This window comes from Candidatus Njordibacter sp. Uisw_058, assembly GCF_047730065.1.
In the GTDB taxonomy this organism is placed as follows: Bacteria; Pseudomonadota; Gammaproteobacteria; order Pseudomonadales; family Balneatricaceae; genus Njordibacter.
In genome coordinates this window covers 2358004-2373054 of record NZ_CP159829.1, presented here as the reverse complement: position 1 = coordinate 2373054, position 15051 = coordinate 2358004, and the positions used below count along the sequence as shown (strand labels likewise).

At 45.6% G+C, this 15051-nt stretch carries 13 protein-coding genes; 5 read left to right on the top strand and 8 right to left on the bottom strand.

Features of this window, described 5'->3' with window-relative positions; all coding sequences use genetic code 11:
- Positions 1-112 precede the first annotated feature (112 nt).
- The 4 genes from betI to ilvC all read right to left on the bottom strand — a co-directional run bounded on the left by betI (position 113) and on the right by ilvC (position 4058).
- Positions 113-715, bottom strand: coding sequence for a transcriptional regulator BetI (gene betI, locus ABXT59_RS11050; protein WP_443636169.1), 603 nt, complete (start codon positions 713-715; stop codon positions 113-115).
- A 24-nt stretch (positions 716-739) separates the two neighbouring features.
- Positions 740-1072, bottom strand: coding sequence for a DMT family transporter (locus ABXT59_RS11045; RefSeq protein ID WP_443636168.1), 333 nt, complete (start codon positions 1070-1072; stop codon positions 740-742).
- Between the two features lie 70 nt (positions 1073-1142).
- Positions 1143-2570, bottom strand: coding sequence for a molybdate ABC transporter ATP-binding protein ModF (gene modF / locus ABXT59_RS11040; RefSeq protein ID WP_443636167.1), 1428 nt, complete (start codon positions 2568-2570; stop codon positions 1143-1145).
- Between the two features lie 12 nt (positions 2571-2582).
- Positions 2583-4058, bottom strand: a complete 1476-nt coding sequence (ilvC, locus tag ABXT59_RS11035; protein WP_443636166.1) for a ketol-acid reductoisomerase — start codon at positions 4056-4058, stop codon at positions 2583-2585.
- A 152-nt stretch (positions 4059-4210) separates the two neighbouring features.
- Here ilvC and ilvY point away from each other — a divergent pair, with 152 nt between their 5' ends.
- Together ilvY and ABXT59_RS11025 are read left to right on the top strand one after the other, a co-directional pair.
- Complete coding sequence (gene ilvY / locus ABXT59_RS11030; protein ID WP_443636165.1) at positions 4211-5092, top strand: HTH-type transcriptional activator IlvY; 882 nt, start codon at positions 4211-4213, stop codon at positions 5090-5092.
- A gap of 24 nt (positions 5093-5116) precedes the next feature.
- Complete coding sequence (locus tag ABXT59_RS11025; protein WP_443636164.1) at positions 5117-6184, top strand: threonine aldolase family protein; 1068 nt, start codon at positions 5117-5119, stop codon at positions 6182-6184.
- On the opposite strand, the gene ABXT59_RS11020 is transcribed toward ABXT59_RS11025, so the two are convergent.
- Positions 6159-6809 carry a dimethylsulfonioproprionate lyase family protein gene (locus ABXT59_RS11020; protein WP_443636163.1) on the bottom strand — a complete coding sequence of 217 codons (651 nt, stop codon included), beginning with the start codon at positions 6807-6809 and terminating at the stop codon, positions 6159-6161. The genes ABXT59_RS11025 and ABXT59_RS11020 overlap by 26 nt on opposite strands.
- A 271-nt stretch (positions 6810-7080) precedes the next feature.
- On the opposite strand from ABXT59_RS11020, the gene ABXT59_RS11015 reads away from it, so the two are divergent.
- Complete coding sequence (locus ABXT59_RS11015; protein ID WP_443636162.1) at positions 7081-8193, top strand: alcohol dehydrogenase family protein; 1113 nt, start codon at positions 7081-7083, stop codon at positions 8191-8193.
- A 48-nt stretch (positions 8194-8241) separates the two neighbouring features.
- Here the strand turns inward: ABXT59_RS11015 and ABXT59_RS11010 are convergent, their stop codons facing one another.
- The 3 genes from ABXT59_RS11010 to ABXT59_RS11000 are packed head-to-tail and all read right to left on the bottom strand — an operon-like array spanning position 8242 to position 11406.
- Entirely contained in the window at positions 8242-9135 is an 894-nt protein-coding gene (locus ABXT59_RS11010; protein ID WP_443636161.1) for a DMT family transporter, read from the bottom strand.
- 13 nt (positions 9136-9148) lie between these two features.
- The gene (locus ABXT59_RS11005; RefSeq protein ID WP_443636160.1) at positions 9149-10519 is read right to left on the bottom strand and encodes an amidase; all 1371 of its coding nucleotides are present in this window, start codon (positions 10517-10519) and stop codon (positions 9149-9151) included.
- On the bottom strand, positions 10516-11406 hold the full coding sequence (locus ABXT59_RS11000) for a MurR/RpiR family transcriptional regulator (RefSeq protein ID WP_443636159.1): 891 nt from the start codon (positions 11404-11406) through the stop codon (positions 10516-10518). The genes ABXT59_RS11005 and ABXT59_RS11000 overlap by 4 nt, the downstream gene beginning before the upstream one ends.
- Positions 11407-11587: 181 nt before the next feature.
- On the opposite strand from ABXT59_RS11000, the gene ABXT59_RS10995 reads away from it, so the two are divergent.
- Both ABXT59_RS10995 and ABXT59_RS10990 read left to right on the top strand, forming a co-directional pair.
- Complete coding sequence (locus tag ABXT59_RS10995) at positions 11588-12589, top strand: TAXI family TRAP transporter solute-binding subunit (RefSeq protein ID WP_443636158.1); 1002 nt, start codon at positions 11588-11590, stop codon at positions 12587-12589.
- 83 nt (positions 12590-12672) lie between these two features.
- Entirely contained in the window at positions 12673-15051 is a 2379-nt protein-coding gene (locus tag ABXT59_RS10990; RefSeq protein WP_443636157.1) for a TRAP transporter fused permease subunit, read from the top strand.

Genomic DNA, 15051 nt, shown 5'->3' with positions numbered 1-15051 from the left:
ATTAACAACCGTTGCTTACAAAGGGCTGAATCTAAAAATAGGTAAACTGCAAAGCTTTACCTAAGATGGCTGCTGAAAGTCATTGTTATGATCAACTAATCGACGCAGTGGGTTACCTAGGGTTGAGAGGTAAGTTTTTTAAGTACAAGGATAAGTAATCCGTGATCACCTGACGAGCAAGGCTTGGATCAATGCCTTTTGGGTTGAGGGCAGTGCGCAACCAAATGCCATCAATCAGGGCCGCTATGCTAGTCGCTACCATCTGTGCTTCGTGACGGGGCATGCAGCGCTTTAATTCAAAAGTTAGGTAAGACAGAAGGCGTTTCTCATTGACCCGCTGTAAGCGATTGAGTGTGGGGTCATGCATGGCTTGAGCCCAAAACGCTAGCCAAGTCTTAACCACCGCTTCATCTTGTTGATTAGAACTAAAATTTTCTACTACAATCGCTTCGATGCGTGCTACCAGATCGTCCTTAGGCACTTTGACCAAACGCTGGTTAATACCTGTCGCAAGGTCTTTCAATATGCTGCGCATAGTCGCTTCTACAAGACCACTTTTACCACCAAAATAGTGATTGATGATACTGGGAGAAATTCCAGCTTGCTGCCCGATTCTGGCCACTGATGCATTGAGGAATCCCACTTGATTGATGACTTCCATAGTCGCACGAATGAGTTGTGGGCGTCTAATTTCTGGCATTCCAACTTTGGGCATAACGAAGACCTATCGCTGATTAAGCTAGTGTGCTACAGATTTTGAAAACACTTGCATAATGATGACGCCTGCTAAAATAAAGCTCACTCCTATGAACGCAGGAGCATCCAGCCTTTCTTGAAATACAAAGTGACCTACAATTGAAATAAATACAATACCTAAACCCGACCACACGGCATAAGTAATGCCAACAGGTATGACTTTAAGCGTGATTGAAAGTAGATAAAATGCCACCCCAAAACCAACAAACACGATAATGGATGGAATGACTTTGGTGAAACCTTCAGAATATTTAATCGCAGAGGTGCCAATCACTTCACTCACTACCGCCGCAAGCAGTAATAGCCAACTTTTCATTACTAATCCTTGAATCTGCACAGTTTGACGAAATTCACTTTACCTGATGCGGGGTCACCGCGCGAGACAATTAGCGATTGTCTACAGATTTTTCTAAGGCTAAATAATGATCGATACCTAAGATACGATCTTGAGCATGGTGATTGACATAAATTACAGAGGTTTCTTTAGCCCCACAGATCTTTTCGATCAAGGCTAATACGAGTTGGCGGTTGATGTCGTCTAGGCCCAAGCAAGGTTCATCTAAAATTAATAACGGGGGGTGCTTTACCATCGCTCTAGCAATGAGGAGCAGGCGTTGGTCACCGTAAGATAGCTTATTAAATGGCTCATCACCACGCTTGTGCATACCTAATAAAGCCAGCCACTGATCTGCAATATGCTTTTGTCGGTCACTACTTTTGCTGTACAAGCCAATCGAATCGTAAAAACCAGAGATGATCACATTGCGCAAACTAGTGCCCACTCGATACTCCCATTGCAATGCAGTGGAGACGTAACCGATGTGTTGTTTGATCTGCCAAATACTCTCACCATGCCCCCGCTGGTAACCAAATACAAAAATATCATTGGAGTAACATTGGGGATGATCACCCGTAATGAGGGACAAAAGGGCAGTTTTACCACTGCCATTAGGCCCACTCAATTGCCAGTGTTGGTTGGGCTCAATGGTCCAATTGAGGTCCTTAATCAACACCATTTCAGAGTGTTTAATACTGATATTGGTTAGTTTTACTAGAGGCTGTTGAGGAATTAACTCTGTGGCAGCCTTGTCTGTATCTGCCGCAGGTACTTGCATGTCTGTCGTTTTAAGATGCAGTAGCTGGTATAGCTCAGCGAAAGCTTGTGCGTCATCACGTTTCACTTGATGGCGCAGTTCACCTTGTTCCATGTAGGCAATATGGCTGATAAAATTTGGTATTTCGTCAAAACGATTGAGCACCATGACCACGGGCGTGTGCTGCACGACCTCTGCTAGGTGGTCTTGCAACATGACGTGGGCTCCGCGATCAAGGCCATCAAAGGGTTCGTCTAAGACCAATAAATCAGCATGACAAGACAAGGCCCTAACGAGCATAACTTTACGTGATTCACCGGTAGATAACTTTCGAAAGGCCCGTTCGAGGATATAATTTAGCTCAAATTTTTCAATCAGACTTTTTGCTATCAGCGGGTCTACGTCATCTGTAAAGATGATTTCAGACACGGGTGTTCCGAGACTAATAACGTCGAGAATATCGGCGTCATCCTTTTTGAGTTCGGCTTGAATGAGTTCGGCTTGAGCTTCGAAGGAGACCCAACCAATCGTCACTGGCGTGCCCTCAGTGTGACCCGCCAGAATATCCCCATAGCCAACTAACACGGCAGCGAGGGCAGACTTACCAGCGCCATTAGCGCCGGTAATTAACCAATGCTGATGCTGCTCGATTTGCCAATTAATGTGTTTAAGTTGAAAACCTTCATCAAACTCTACGGACAAATCGTGCAGCTTTAACATAAAAGATCTCGCTTAGATGATCTTCTTCATATCAGCCATGTGGCCACGCAATGTGGCGCCTATGGCTTCTACAGGGTGACTCCGAAGGGCATGGTTGACTTCAATTAGGCGCGCATTATCCACACCATTGTCATCACCACTAAGGCCACGCCCAATGACGTCTGTATCAATGTCCTGCATGAAATCATTCAATAATGGTAAGCACGCATGGTTGTATAGGTAACAGCCATATTCTGCAGTATCAGAAATAGTGGCATTCATTTCATACAACTTTTTACGGGCGATGGTGTTAGCGATTAGTGGTGTTTCATGCAAGGATTCGTAGTAAGCAGAGTCTGCAATAATGCCTGCAGCAGTCATGGTTTCAAAGGCGAGTTCTACGCCAGCCTTAACCATCGCAACCATGAGGATGCCATGGTCAAAGTACTCTTGCTCTGAAATTTCCATCTCACCCGCGGGGGTTTTTTCAAAAGCCGTTTGTCCTGTTTCTGCACGCCAGCCAAGCAGGTTAACATCATCGTTAGCCCAGTCGGCCATCATAGTGCTAGAAAAAGTACCATTGATGATATCGTCTTGGTGTTTGTTGTAGAGGGGGCGCATGATGTCTTTTAAGGTTTCAGAAAGATCGAAGGCTTTGATCTTCGCAGGGTTAGATAGGCGATCTAGCATGTTGGTTACGCCACCATATTTTAGTGCTTCAGTAATGGTTTCCCAACCGTACTGGATGAGCTTTGAGGCATAAGCGGGGTCAACACCCTTGTCGATCATTTTGTCAAAGCATAATAAAGAGCCTGTTTGAAGCATGCCACAAAGAATGGTTTGTTCACCCATTAGGTCAGATTTTACTTCAGCGATAAAGGAAGACATTAAGACACCAGCCTTGTGGCCACCCGTGCCTACTGCGTAGGCTTTGGCTAAGGCTAAACCTTGGCCTTGGGGATCATTATCCTCGTGCACAGCAATCAAAGTAGGTACGCCAAAACCGCGGACATATTCAGCTCGCACTTCGGAACCTGGACATTTAGGAGCAACCATGATGACCGTTAGATCGTCACGAATTTGCATGCCTTCTTCAACGATATTAAAGCCGTGAGAGTATGACAAGCATGCACCTTGCTTCATGAGGGGCATTACTGCTGTGACTACAGGGGTATGTTGCTTGTCTGGTGTTAGGTTAAGCACCACGTCTGCTGTCGGAATAAGTTCTTCATAAGTGCCAACAGTAAAACCATTTTCACTGGCATTTTTAAACGACTGACGTTTTTCGTCAATAGCCGATTGGCGCAGCGTATAAGACACGTCTAAACCACTATCACGCAGGTTTAAACCTTGGTTAAGGCCCTGAGCTCCGCAGCCAATAATGACCATTTTTTTGCCTTTGAGTGCATCGACACCTTCGGTAAATTCGTTCATGTGCATAAAACGGCACTTGGCCAACTGTTCAAGCTGCTCGCGCAGAGGCAAGGTATTAAAATAATTATTAGACATGGGGTCACCCTGTGTTTTAAATTCAATAATTTGGAGTCTGGTAAAACTAAGACGATGATACCCTTTGTTGGTGTTTTCGTAAATTGATATATATGCCACATTGTGAGCCATATTTAGCAATATAAGGTTAAATCTATGCTAAAGTTTGGCACATGGACATTAAGCACCTGAAACATTTCTTGGCCTTGGCAGAGCAATTGCACTTTGGTAAAGCCAGCGCTGCCTGCCACATTAGTCTGTCTGCTTTATCTCGTAATATCAGGCAATTAGAACAGCAGTTAGGAGCACCATTATTTAACCGAGATAACCGTAGTGTGCAACTCACACCTGAAGGTCAAACCTTTGTCAGCTATGCTCGCTCAGCAGTCAGTGAGTGGCACACGATCCGTAATCAAGTACAAGATGCTCAAGGGCAGTTGCAAGGTGAAGTGAGTTTATATTGCTCTGTGACTGCGGTGTATAGTTTGTTGTTTGATTTATTTCAACGCTTGCGTGAGGATCATCCCAATATTGAAATTAAATTGCATACGGGAGACTCAGATCAAGGTATCGCCCATGTAATCTCTGGTGAAGAGGATCTTGCCATCGCGGCTAGGCCAAAAAATCTGCCGAGGGAGCTGGCATTTAAACCCATGACCATCTCTCCATTAGTATTTATAGCAGCCAAAGACCAAAGTACTTTAGAGCAACCTTTTGTGGTGCCAGCAAACCCAAAAGACTGGTCTCAAATGCCTATGATTTTGGCAGAAGGCGGCTTATCTCGTCAGCGCACAGATGCATGGTTTAGAAGTATTGATGTGGCTCCTAAAATATATGCTCAAGTGGCGGGTAATGAGGCCATTGTGATTATGGTTAGCCTGGGTTTAGGTATTGGTGTGGTACCAAAAATAGTGTTAGATAACAGCCCCACCATCAACAGAATTCAAATATTAGATGTAAAGCCCGAACTTGAAGCCTATGATGTAGGTTTGTTTGCCCTCAAGAAAAACCTGAAAAAACCCTTACTGAGTGCCTTATGGCAGCTAGTGTCATAGGGCTCAAATTAATGGAGAGTAAAAATGTCCAGTAGTCAGGACCAAAGTCTAATTAATAAAGTGTTTTCAAGTGATAACACGGCTGGTGCGTCTCCTGCAGTATTGCAAGCGATGATGGATGCAGGCGCGGGCATTCAAGCACCCTATGGTATGGACCGTCATAGTGAGCAGGTGGAGCAGGCACTGGCAGATATTTTTGAGTGTCCAGTAAGCGTATTTTTTGTGGCCACAGGCACTGCTGCCAACGCTTTAGCATTAAGTGTGTATACCCCGCCTTGGGGCGCAGTGCTTTGCCACCAAGAGAGTCATATTAATGTGGACGAATGTGGCGCACCAGAATTTTTTACCCATGGCGCCAAGTTAGTATTTGTGGAGGGCGATGACAGTAAAATTTCTCCCAAAGTATTAGCCACTATGGCGGCACCTAATACGGCTGATGCTCATTCGGTACAAACGTCTGTGGTTAGTGTGACTCAAACCACTGAGACAGGCAGTATTTATAGCTTAAACGAATTGTCTGAGATAGGCCGCATCTGTAAAGAAAATGGCTTGAAATTCCATATGGATGGGGCTCGTTTTGCCAATGCGTTGGTGGCCTTGGACTGCTCTCCTGCAGCCATGACATGGCAAGCAGGTGTTGATGTGTTGTCTTTTGGTACCACCAAAAACGGCACGTTAGCAGCCGAAGCGATTGTGCTATTCGATCAAACTTCAGCTCAAGAAATGATATGGAGACGCAAGCGGTCAGGCCATTTAGTGTCTAAAATGAGGTTAATCTCGGCCCAAATAGGAGCTTATCTCAAGCAAGATTTATGGCTTGATAACGCCCGTCATGCCAACGCTATGGCTTTGCGACTAGACCAGGGTCTACGGGTTATAGACGGCATAGATATACAAGGCGACACACGCTCTAATATGTTCTTTTGTCACATGCCAAGTGCCATGATTAAAGATCTGCTTGCGCAAGGCTTTTATTTTTATAGTGACCGGTGGGGTAAAAATATTGTGCGCCTAGTCACCAATTTCTCAACGCGAGAAGTTGATGTAGACCATTTCATTGCGGCCGCTAAGGCGTTGGCTGAGGCTGGCTAAAGGATGTAAAAGGTTTATCCAAGGGTAAGCACCATAGGGCAATCAAGGGATGGTCTAAGGATTTCATACCGTGCATGACATTGCTGGGGTTATACACCAATCCGCCCAAACCAGGAGTGTGCCAAGCGCCTTGATCTTGACGCCATCGGCCATGGCCTAAAACGAGGTAAAGTTCCTCTGGATCGTGCTGGTGGTCAGGGTAAACGATATTGGGGCGCATTAGGGTGACACCCACAATGATGTCATGCCGAACTTCTAATCCTTGTGGACCTATGATCTGAGCGTTGCAATGGCCTGCCATAAAGTCTGAATTATTGGCTACAGATCTTTGGTACCAGGGTAAAAATTGAGCTAAAGAGGAGACATTGCGCACGATACTCTGGCAGTGTTTAGGTAAGGCTGCGTTAATGACTCCATTAACTTGCTCTAGTTGCTGCAACACATCAGCTAAGGGATTTGTCTGGTGAGCTTGTAAATCTAGCTCTCCCAGCGTTTGCAGTCGCTCATTCACTTTGCCTAAGGTGAGTTGACACTGATCACTCATAGTATCGTTGGGTGTGAGTAAAGCCCCTAAATGCTGACGTAGGCTGGCCACTATGGGTTGAATGTTTTGGGATTGATTCATTTGCTTATTTTGCAGCTGCCATGGGTTGATAGACCCCATCATAACCTTTTTGGAACTCTGTGTAGAAGTCCTTCTCAAAGGGCAATAGAGTGTTTAATAATAATTATGGTCACCTCTTTGATCGCCCTCAAGGCCATAAAGTTAGAAGCTTTGCATTGAATTGAAATGAAATGAAAGTTCTTCTCTGATGACTAAACTTGTACAGACTTGATCAAACTGTTAGTTTCAGTGCCCTAACCATTTCGACTAGCCTTAGCGACAATAAACACTTATGAATCTTCCAAACGAATCTGTCTTTGCCACTGTCCCAAGCATCATGTCGGGGGTGCGATTGATGGGTCATGGTGGCTTAGATCAGTTGGTATACAGTCATGATATTGCTACACCTCAACCTAAAGCCAATGAGGTTTTACTCAAAGTGCTGGCCGCAGGGGTTAATAATACTGATATCAATACCCGCATTGGTTGGTATTCCAAGCAAGTTACAGGTGATACTAATACAGGAGCAGATGAAGGATACCAAGACCTTGATACTGCTTCTGCTTCATGGTCTGGTGACGCTTTAAAGCTGCCTTTGATTCAAGGCGCTGATGTATGTGGTGAGATCATTGCCGTGGGAACGGGTGTAAGTTCTGATCGCATCGGTGATCGCGCGCTAGTGCGCACGATGCAACAACACCCCTCCAAGCCATATGAATGCCTGACCTTTGGTTCTGAATACCATGGTGGTTTTGCACAATACACCTGTGCTTTGAGTGACGAGGCATACACGGTTCACTCGCCCTGGAGTGATGCAGATCTAGCTTCAATTCCCTGTGCTTATTCTACTGCTGAAAACCTACTCCATAGAGCAGATTTAAAGTCTGGAGAGCGTGTATTGATCACTGGAGCATCTGGGGGCGTGGGTTCTGCTGCAGTACAGTTGGCTAAGCGCCGTGGTGCTTTTGTTATTGCGGTAGCCGGTGCGGCCAAACACGATGATGTAAGAGCCCTCGGAGCAGATCAACTCATTTCTAGGGGTACTGACCTAGTGGCTGCAGTCGGGGCTGAAGCTGTTGATCTAGTGGTTGATTTGGTGGCGGGCCCTGATTGGCCAATGCTACTTGACGTATTGCAACGTGGCGGTCGTTACGCCACCTCTGGTGCGATTGCTGGACCCATGGTTGAGCTCGATATTCGGACTTTATACCTAAAAGATCTCACTTTCTTGGGCTGTACTTATCAAGAAAAAATAGTCTTTACCAATTTAGTCGCATACATTGAAGCAGAAGAAATTAGGCCTGTGGTGGCTCAGACCTATGCACTAAAGCAAATCCATCAAGCTCAAACTGACTTTTTGAATAAGGCCTTTACTGGCAAACTGGTACTTATCCCTGAGTCTTAAGTGGTGTGGCTTAAAACCTTAGACTTGATGTCTAAAATAGGGCGCACCTCATGCCTGAGCCTGAGCTCCTCTGCGACTCAGGGCAATGCCACCAAGAATGAGCAACAAGCCTGCAAACATGGCAAGAGTAAATACCTCATCTAGTAGCACTACACCAAAGAAAACACTGAATATGGGCACTAAATAGCCTACTTGAGCAATAAAGGTATAGCCGTACTGGCGGATCAGATAGAAGCGCACTACAAAAGCTACTCCAGTGGGTAGAAGACCCAAATATATCAGAGCAATAATAGCTGAGTCAGGCACATTGGCAGCTTGGCTGAAAGGGCTATCTAGCCAGAGGCTGGCAGGTACAGTAATGAGACAAGCGCCGATTAATACCCCTGCAGACATCATGGCACTGCTTAACCCCTCGACTCGTTTCACCATGGCACCAGAAATGACGTAGGAGATAGCCGCCAAAATGATGGCCAACTGGGGTAATAAGTCGCCCACACCTGAGTCAAAAGTGTCGACACCAATGACACACAAGACACCAATAAATCCAAGCAAAAATCCAGCAGTTTTGTAACGCGTGATGTGTTCGTTACTGCTAGTAAAATGGGCAATAAGAATGGCAAATAGTGGTGACGTGGCCATGAAAATAGCCGCCCTACCTGAGTCTAATGATTGTTCGCCCCATGGGATTAAAAAAAATGGCAATGCACAATTAAAAAATCCAATTAATAACAAATTCAACCAAGTAGAGATCGATCGTGGTAGCCGCTCACCTTGCATCATGGCATAGGTCAACAACACTAAGGCGGCAATGAAAATGCGACCAGCAGCAACGCTCACAGGGCCAAAGCCTTCTAAAGCATATTTGATAGCTTGAAAAGACGAACCCCAAACCATGCCTTGCAAAGCCAGCAGTGTGTAGGCATGAAGACCTGCTATTTTCATTGTTATGAGTTCCTTAATGGTAGTGATGCAAAGCATCACCTATGATGACTTCGATGGCGCAGCTCCACTGCATCAATTGTTGATCTTGGTTGTGCCCCATCATCAGCTGTAAGCCCACAGGCAAGCCTTTATCATCTGAGCCACAAGGCAGAGTGGCGGCACATAGCTGCTGTAAATTAGCCACTTGGGTATTGCGCAAAGCTTTAAAATTGCGCTCCTTATATTGATCTATATTGTCTTGCACATGAGCTAAAGTTGGCGCGCTGATAGGGCAGGTGGGACACACTGCAAAATCTACCGTCTGTAATACAGCTTCTGCGGCTTGGTTAAATATTTGAATGAGGGCATTTTTTTCAGCAATTTTTTGTGGCGCTTGAGCTAAATCTTCATCAGTCAGGTGGGCAAAGCGCATTTTGGTGCTGGCTGCCAAATGATCAAACCAGTCTTTGCGTTGTTCCGTCTTGATGAAAGCAGGAAACTCTAGGGCGGATAAGCCACCTTCAAGAAATAACTGGTACGCCTCTTCTAAGCAGGGCCAGTCTAGGTTCACTAAAGTAGCTCCAGCCGCTTCGAGCTGTTTCACTGCAGCCATCACACAATCATCAATGCCCCCTTCACATACCTCAAATAAAGCCCCAATAATACCAATCCGAGTGCCTTGCATGGAATTTTTTGTGTTGGTGCAGCGCTTGATGAATACCTCTGGCTTAGCGCATGTGAGTGGATCAAGTACTGCAAATCCCCAGCATGCATTGGCAGCACTGAGGGCCAGTAAACCGGCTGTATCAACGCTGGGTGAAAGTGGCACAATGCCATCTTTTTCCCATCTTCCAGCACTTGTTTTGAGGCCAAAGGTGCCACAAAATGCGGCTGGAACCCTCACTGAGCCTGAGGTGTCAGAACCTAAAGCCAACTGACAAGCACCCATCCACAGGGAAACAGGTGCACCCGAACTAGAACCACCAGGCACCCGATGCTGTTGGGTATCAAATGGATTGACGGGCACAGGCCAGTGGGGATTTGTGCCCAGGCCGCCAAAGGCAAACTCTACGGTGTGGGTTTTGCCACACACATGAGCCCCAGCATCAGTTAAGCGCTTTACTAAGGTGCCTGACACGTTAAACTCTTGCAGCGGAAAAGGTGAACCTGCATAAGTTGCAAAGCCGGTTACGGCATACAGGTCTTTGACCGATACACATACACCTGCCAATAGTCCTTGGGGAGCCAGATCTGGCGCTTCACCTATTTCCCTGAAGGCTTGAAGTGTTTTTTCTTGTTGATGCAGGCGATTGTAGGCTTCATCGATAAGCGTTAAGGAAGACACTTTGTTGTCCAATACTAACTGGTGCATTCTGGCGATGCTTAAGGCTGGCTTCATAATCATGAATAGGTTACTTGCATCTGCTCAAACACCTGCTCTCGTTGCTCTAAGGTACGAATAGCATCTGGGCCCAAGCGCCGAGCATAAGCTGTGAGTATTGCTTCAATAAGCACCACCCACGCGGCTGTATTATTGCTAAAAAAGCTACCGCTTGTGGGGATGGTAAAGAGGCAGTTTGCATCATTACTTAAAGGTGCCCCATGGGTATCTGTGAACACCAAGGTAGGGATATTCATGGCCTTAGCTTGGCGACAACAGTCGACAACAATTCGGCTGTAGGGGTGGCTACCAAATACAATCACAAGATCATGTTTGTTCAATTGTGCCAAACCATGGGACACACCGTGGCCAGAATCTCCTAAAACCCCCACACCATCGCGCAACAAACCTAGGCAATAAGAAAAAAAAGTTGAAGTAGAGTAAAACTGACGCTGGGCAAAGGTGCGCACCTGACGAGCATTTTGTAAAAGTTCTAGGGCTTTTTGCCATTGTTCTGCTGACACTTGCGACATCATTTGTTGGATATTAGCAATTTCCTCTTGTGCAACTTGAACTAATAAATCAGTCTCTTGGCCCTGCGCTTGATGCGCTCGTTCGCTATAAAAGTGAGGTTCTGCCAAATGCTGACGGAAAATATTTTGTAAAGCATTGAACCCACGATAGCCTAGACGGGTGGCAAGGCGTGTTAGGGTTGATGCGCTGACCTCAAAGCTAGTGGCTAACTGATTAATTGAATTATGAGCTGCCGTGTCTGGGTTGTTTACTAAGGCGAGTAAGACAGAGTAGGAGCGCTGACCTAATTTAACAGGCCCTTTTTTTGACGCAATAGTGGTCATCAGCTCTCTTAATTCTTGCAAATTGGCTGCAGGGCGAATATTTTTCTGATGCATGCCTGACGATACTCCTAATGAAATTCCAGCGATGAGTATGGCTTATTATGCAGTTACAAAAAAGCAAATATTATTCCTTTTATCTTGCTATATGCAAAATTTATTGCATAATGGGCCACTCTCCACACCCGATAGCATGAGCTGTTGGGTCCGAGTAAATCATCTGCATAAGGAGTACTTTATGAAAACAATAAAAAATATTACCATTGGCGCCCTAGTTGTTGCGGCGCTTTCGGTAATTAGTTTAACAGCGCCCATAGCTCAAGCAGCTAATACCTTTATTTCTATTGGCACAGGCGGCCCCACAGGGGTTTATTTTGTGGTTGGCAACTCCATTTGTCGGATGGTGCACAAGGAAGCTGCTGAGGGCCGTAAGAGTGGTCGTAAGCACGGTATTCGTTGCGCAGCGCCCTCTACTGGAGGTTCTAACTACAATATTGGCCAGATTGGCGAAGGTGAGCTAGACTTTGGAGTAGCCCAATCTGATTGGCAATTCCACGCCTCTAACGGCAGTAGTAAATGGCAGGGTAAAAAGCAAAGTGACTTAAGAGCGGTAATGTCCGTTCACCCTGAACCTTTTCATATCATAGTGGGTAAGGATTCTGGTATTAACAGCTGGGCAGACTTAACTGGTAAGCGAGTCAATATTGGTAATCCAGGTTCAGGCCAAAGGGGTACCATGGAAGTGTTAATGGCAGCTCATGGCACCAAGGCGAGCGATTTTAAAATTGCCACTGAACTAACTTCCTCTGAGCAATCCAAAGCCTTGTGTGATGGAAAAATTGATGCCTATGGCTATACCGTAGGCGTACCTAACGCTGGTGTATCTATCGCTACAGATGGTTGTGATGCCCGGATTATTAACTTAAATAGTGATGTTGAAGCTAGTTTAGTAAACGATAACCCTTACTATGCGTTTGCCACTATTCCAGCAGGAACTTACAAGACAAGCAGCAAAGATGTCACCACTTTTGGTGTAAAAGCGACTTTTGTTAGTTCTGCTAAAGTGTCTGCTGATGTGGTGTATGAGTTAGTTCGAGCAGTGTTTGAGAACATTGAAGACTTCCGCAAGCTTCACCCTGCGTTTGCCAACTTGACCCATGAGCAAATGATTAGCGATGGCTTAAGTGCGCCTCTGCATGAAGGTGCAGTGCGGTATTACAAAGAACAAGGCTGGATGTAACTTCGACCCATCCCAAACTGGAAACTCAAAGTTTTCAGTTTGGGATTTCAAATTTCCTGAACTACTAAATTTGAGCATCCTCCATGAGTGCAGATCCTCAGTTATTGGCTGAAGAGATTGAGTTTAAAACCAAACCCTTACAAGGGTATTGGGCCATACTTGTCTCTGTTGTCGCTTTGTCTTGGTGTTTATTCCAGTTGTGGATAGCATCGCCTCTACCCTTTAGCATTGGTTGGGGTATTTTAATCGATGTGCCTAAGCGTGCCATTCATCTTGCATTTGCTATGAGTTTATGTTTTTTGCTTTATGGCGCCAGAGAAAGTCATCGCAGGCGCAACTATGTGGCAAAATGGGATCTATTATTGGCGCTGGTTGCCGTGTCTGTAACCCTGTATGTGCCCTTAGCCTACGCTAATATCGTTGAACGGCATGGTATGCTTCTGGATGCCACTTGGTTGGGTGTTAGCTGGCCTGTTGAGATGATCATCGGCTTACTTGGCGTCGCCTTGCTGCTAGAGGCGACCAGAAGAGCTTTAGGGTTACCCCTAGTCATAGTCAGTTTAGTATTTTTAGTTTACTCAGTATTTGGGCAATCTATGCCCGAATTAATATCCCATAAAGGCGTGTCCTTAGAGAGGCTTGTGGGCTACCACTGGCTTGGTGGCGAAGCTATTTTTGGCATTCCATTGGATGTTTCTGTCAGTTTCGTATTTTTATTTGTATTGTTTGGTGCTTTGTTAGAAAGAGCGGGTGCAGGTAAGTACTTTTTAGATTTAGCCTTTGCTATGGTAGGCCGCTATCGTGGAGGCCCTGCAAAAGCTTCCATTCTAGCTTCTGCCATGACCGGCACAATTTCTGGTTCATCCATTGCCAATGTAGTGACGACGGGTACCTTTACTATTCCAGTCATGCGTAAAATGGGCATGCCAGCCATCAAGGCTGGCGCCATTGAAGTGGCCGCCTCTACCAATGGGCAACTAATGCCACCTATTATGGGAGCCGCCGCATTCATCATGGCGGAGTACATTGGTATTAGTTATATGGAAGTGGTGAAAGCGGCCATTGTGCCTGCACTAATTAGCTACTTGGCATTGCTCTACATTTCGCATTTGGAAGCCCTAAAACTTGACCTTAAAGGCATGCCCAAAGCCGACATTCCGCACCTATGGCGTACCTTTATTGGTGGCATACATTATTTATTGCCCATCATCGTGCTTATTTATTTATTAATGGTTAAGCGGTGGACTCCAGGTAGCGCTGTTTTCTATTCTATTTTACTGCTCATGGGTATGATCTTGGTGCAACATTTTTGGCGACCCAATCAAAATGATGACTCAATGGGGCAGCGATTAATAGCAGGATTTAGTGATGTGATGCAGGGTATGATTTCAGGCACGCGTAACATGGTCACCATAGGTGTTGCTGTAGCAACAGCGGGTATTATTGTTGGAGCAGTGTCATCCACAGGCCTCAATAACGCTATGGTGGGTTTAGTTGAAGCGATTGCTGGAAATAATATATACCTATTGTTGGGTTTAACAGCACTGTTGTGTTTAGTTTTGGGAATTGGCTTACCCACAACCGCCAACTACCTAGTCGTCGCCTCCTTAATGGCCGGTGTGTTAGTCGAGCTAGGCAGTGCTGCCGGCTTGACCTTACCCATTATCGCTGTGCATTTATTTGTATTTTATTTTGGCTTGTTGGCGGATGATACTCCACCAGTGTGCCTAGCAGCTTATGCTGCCTCTGCTATCTCTCGGGCTGATCCTATCAAAACAGGCATTCAGGCGTTTGCCTATGATATACGCACAGCAATCCTGCCCTTTGTATTTATTTTTAATCCACAGTTACTGCTCATAGGGGTCACTAGTTGGTGGCATGGTATTAGCGTGTTCCTTGTTTCCTTGGTAGCGATTTTAAGTTTTAGTTCGGCAACCCAAGGGTGGTTACTCATCGGTAATAGGTGGTATGAGAGCTTATTGTTGTTGTTAGCAACATGGATTCTATTTTTACCTAATGCGGCCATGAGTCAAATATGGCCTGAGTTTAAAACACTCGAATTCAATACCTTCACCCAAGGTCAATTGACCCTAGCTGAAGGGCAAAAAGTACGTTTACACATCACTCGTCATACCAATTATGGTGATCGGTTTAAGTTATTTGTGTTCCCAGCAAACTCCGCTGGGCCCTTTTCTGCGGAAGATTTGGGTATGAGTTTGGCCTACGAAGAACAAGAGGGCTGGGTGGTTGAGAGTTTGGGTTATTTAAGCCCAGCGGAAGCAGTGGGCATAGACTACTCCGACTCAGTGACATCTATTGATATTGAGTCGTTGGACCGGCCAGCGAGGGAGTGGGCTTTTGTCCCTGCATTCGTGCTCATTGGCCTAGTCTGGTTAAATCAACGGCGCCGACGCAGGCACCAAACCCAACACCTACAACATCACTTGAAACAGGAGGCTTAA

Coding starts and splice junctions, on each gene's coding strand:
- betI (WP_443636169.1), bottom strand. CDS start 715: ATGCCCAAAGTTGGAATGCCAGAAATTAGACGCCCACAACTCATTCGT.
- ABXT59_RS11045 (WP_443636168.1), bottom strand. CDS start 1,072: ATGAAAAGTTGGCTATTACTGCTTGCGGCGGTAGTGAGTGAAGTGATT.
- modF (WP_443636167.1), bottom strand. CDS start 2,570: ATGTTAAAGCTGCACGATTTGTCCGTAGAGTTTGATGAAGGTTTTCAA.
- ilvC (WP_443636166.1), bottom strand. CDS start 4,058: ATGTCTAATAATTATTTTAATACCTTGCCTCTGCGCGAGCAGCTTGAA.
- ilvY (WP_443636165.1), top strand. CDS start 4,211: ATGGACATTAAGCACCTGAAACATTTCTTGGCCTTGGCAGAGCAATTG.
- ABXT59_RS11025 (WP_443636164.1), top strand. CDS start 5,117: ATGTCCAGTAGTCAGGACCAAAGTCTAATTAATAAAGTGTTTTCAAGT.
- ABXT59_RS11020 (WP_443636163.1), bottom strand. CDS start 6,809: ATGAATCAATCCCAAAACATTCAACCCATAGTGGCCAGCCTACGTCAG.
- ABXT59_RS11015 (WP_443636162.1), top strand. CDS start 7,081: ATGAATCTTCCAAACGAATCTGTCTTTGCCACTGTCCCAAGCATCATG.
- ABXT59_RS11010 (WP_443636161.1), bottom strand. CDS start 9,135: ATGAAAATAGCAGGTCTTCATGCCTACACACTGCTGGCTTTGCAAGGC.
- ABXT59_RS11005 (WP_443636160.1), bottom strand. CDS start 10,519: ATGATTATGAAGCCAGCCTTAAGCATCGCCAGAATGCACCAGTTAGTA.
- ABXT59_RS11000 (WP_443636159.1), bottom strand. CDS start 11,406: ATGCATCAGAAAAATATTCGCCCTGCAGCCAATTTGCAAGAATTAAGA.
- ABXT59_RS10995 (WP_443636158.1), top strand. CDS start 11,588: ATGAAAACAATAAAAAATATTACCATTGGCGCCCTAGTTGTTGCGGCG.
- ABXT59_RS10990 (WP_443636157.1), top strand. CDS start 12,673: ATGAGTGCAGATCCTCAGTTATTGGCTGAAGAGATTGAGTTTAAAACC.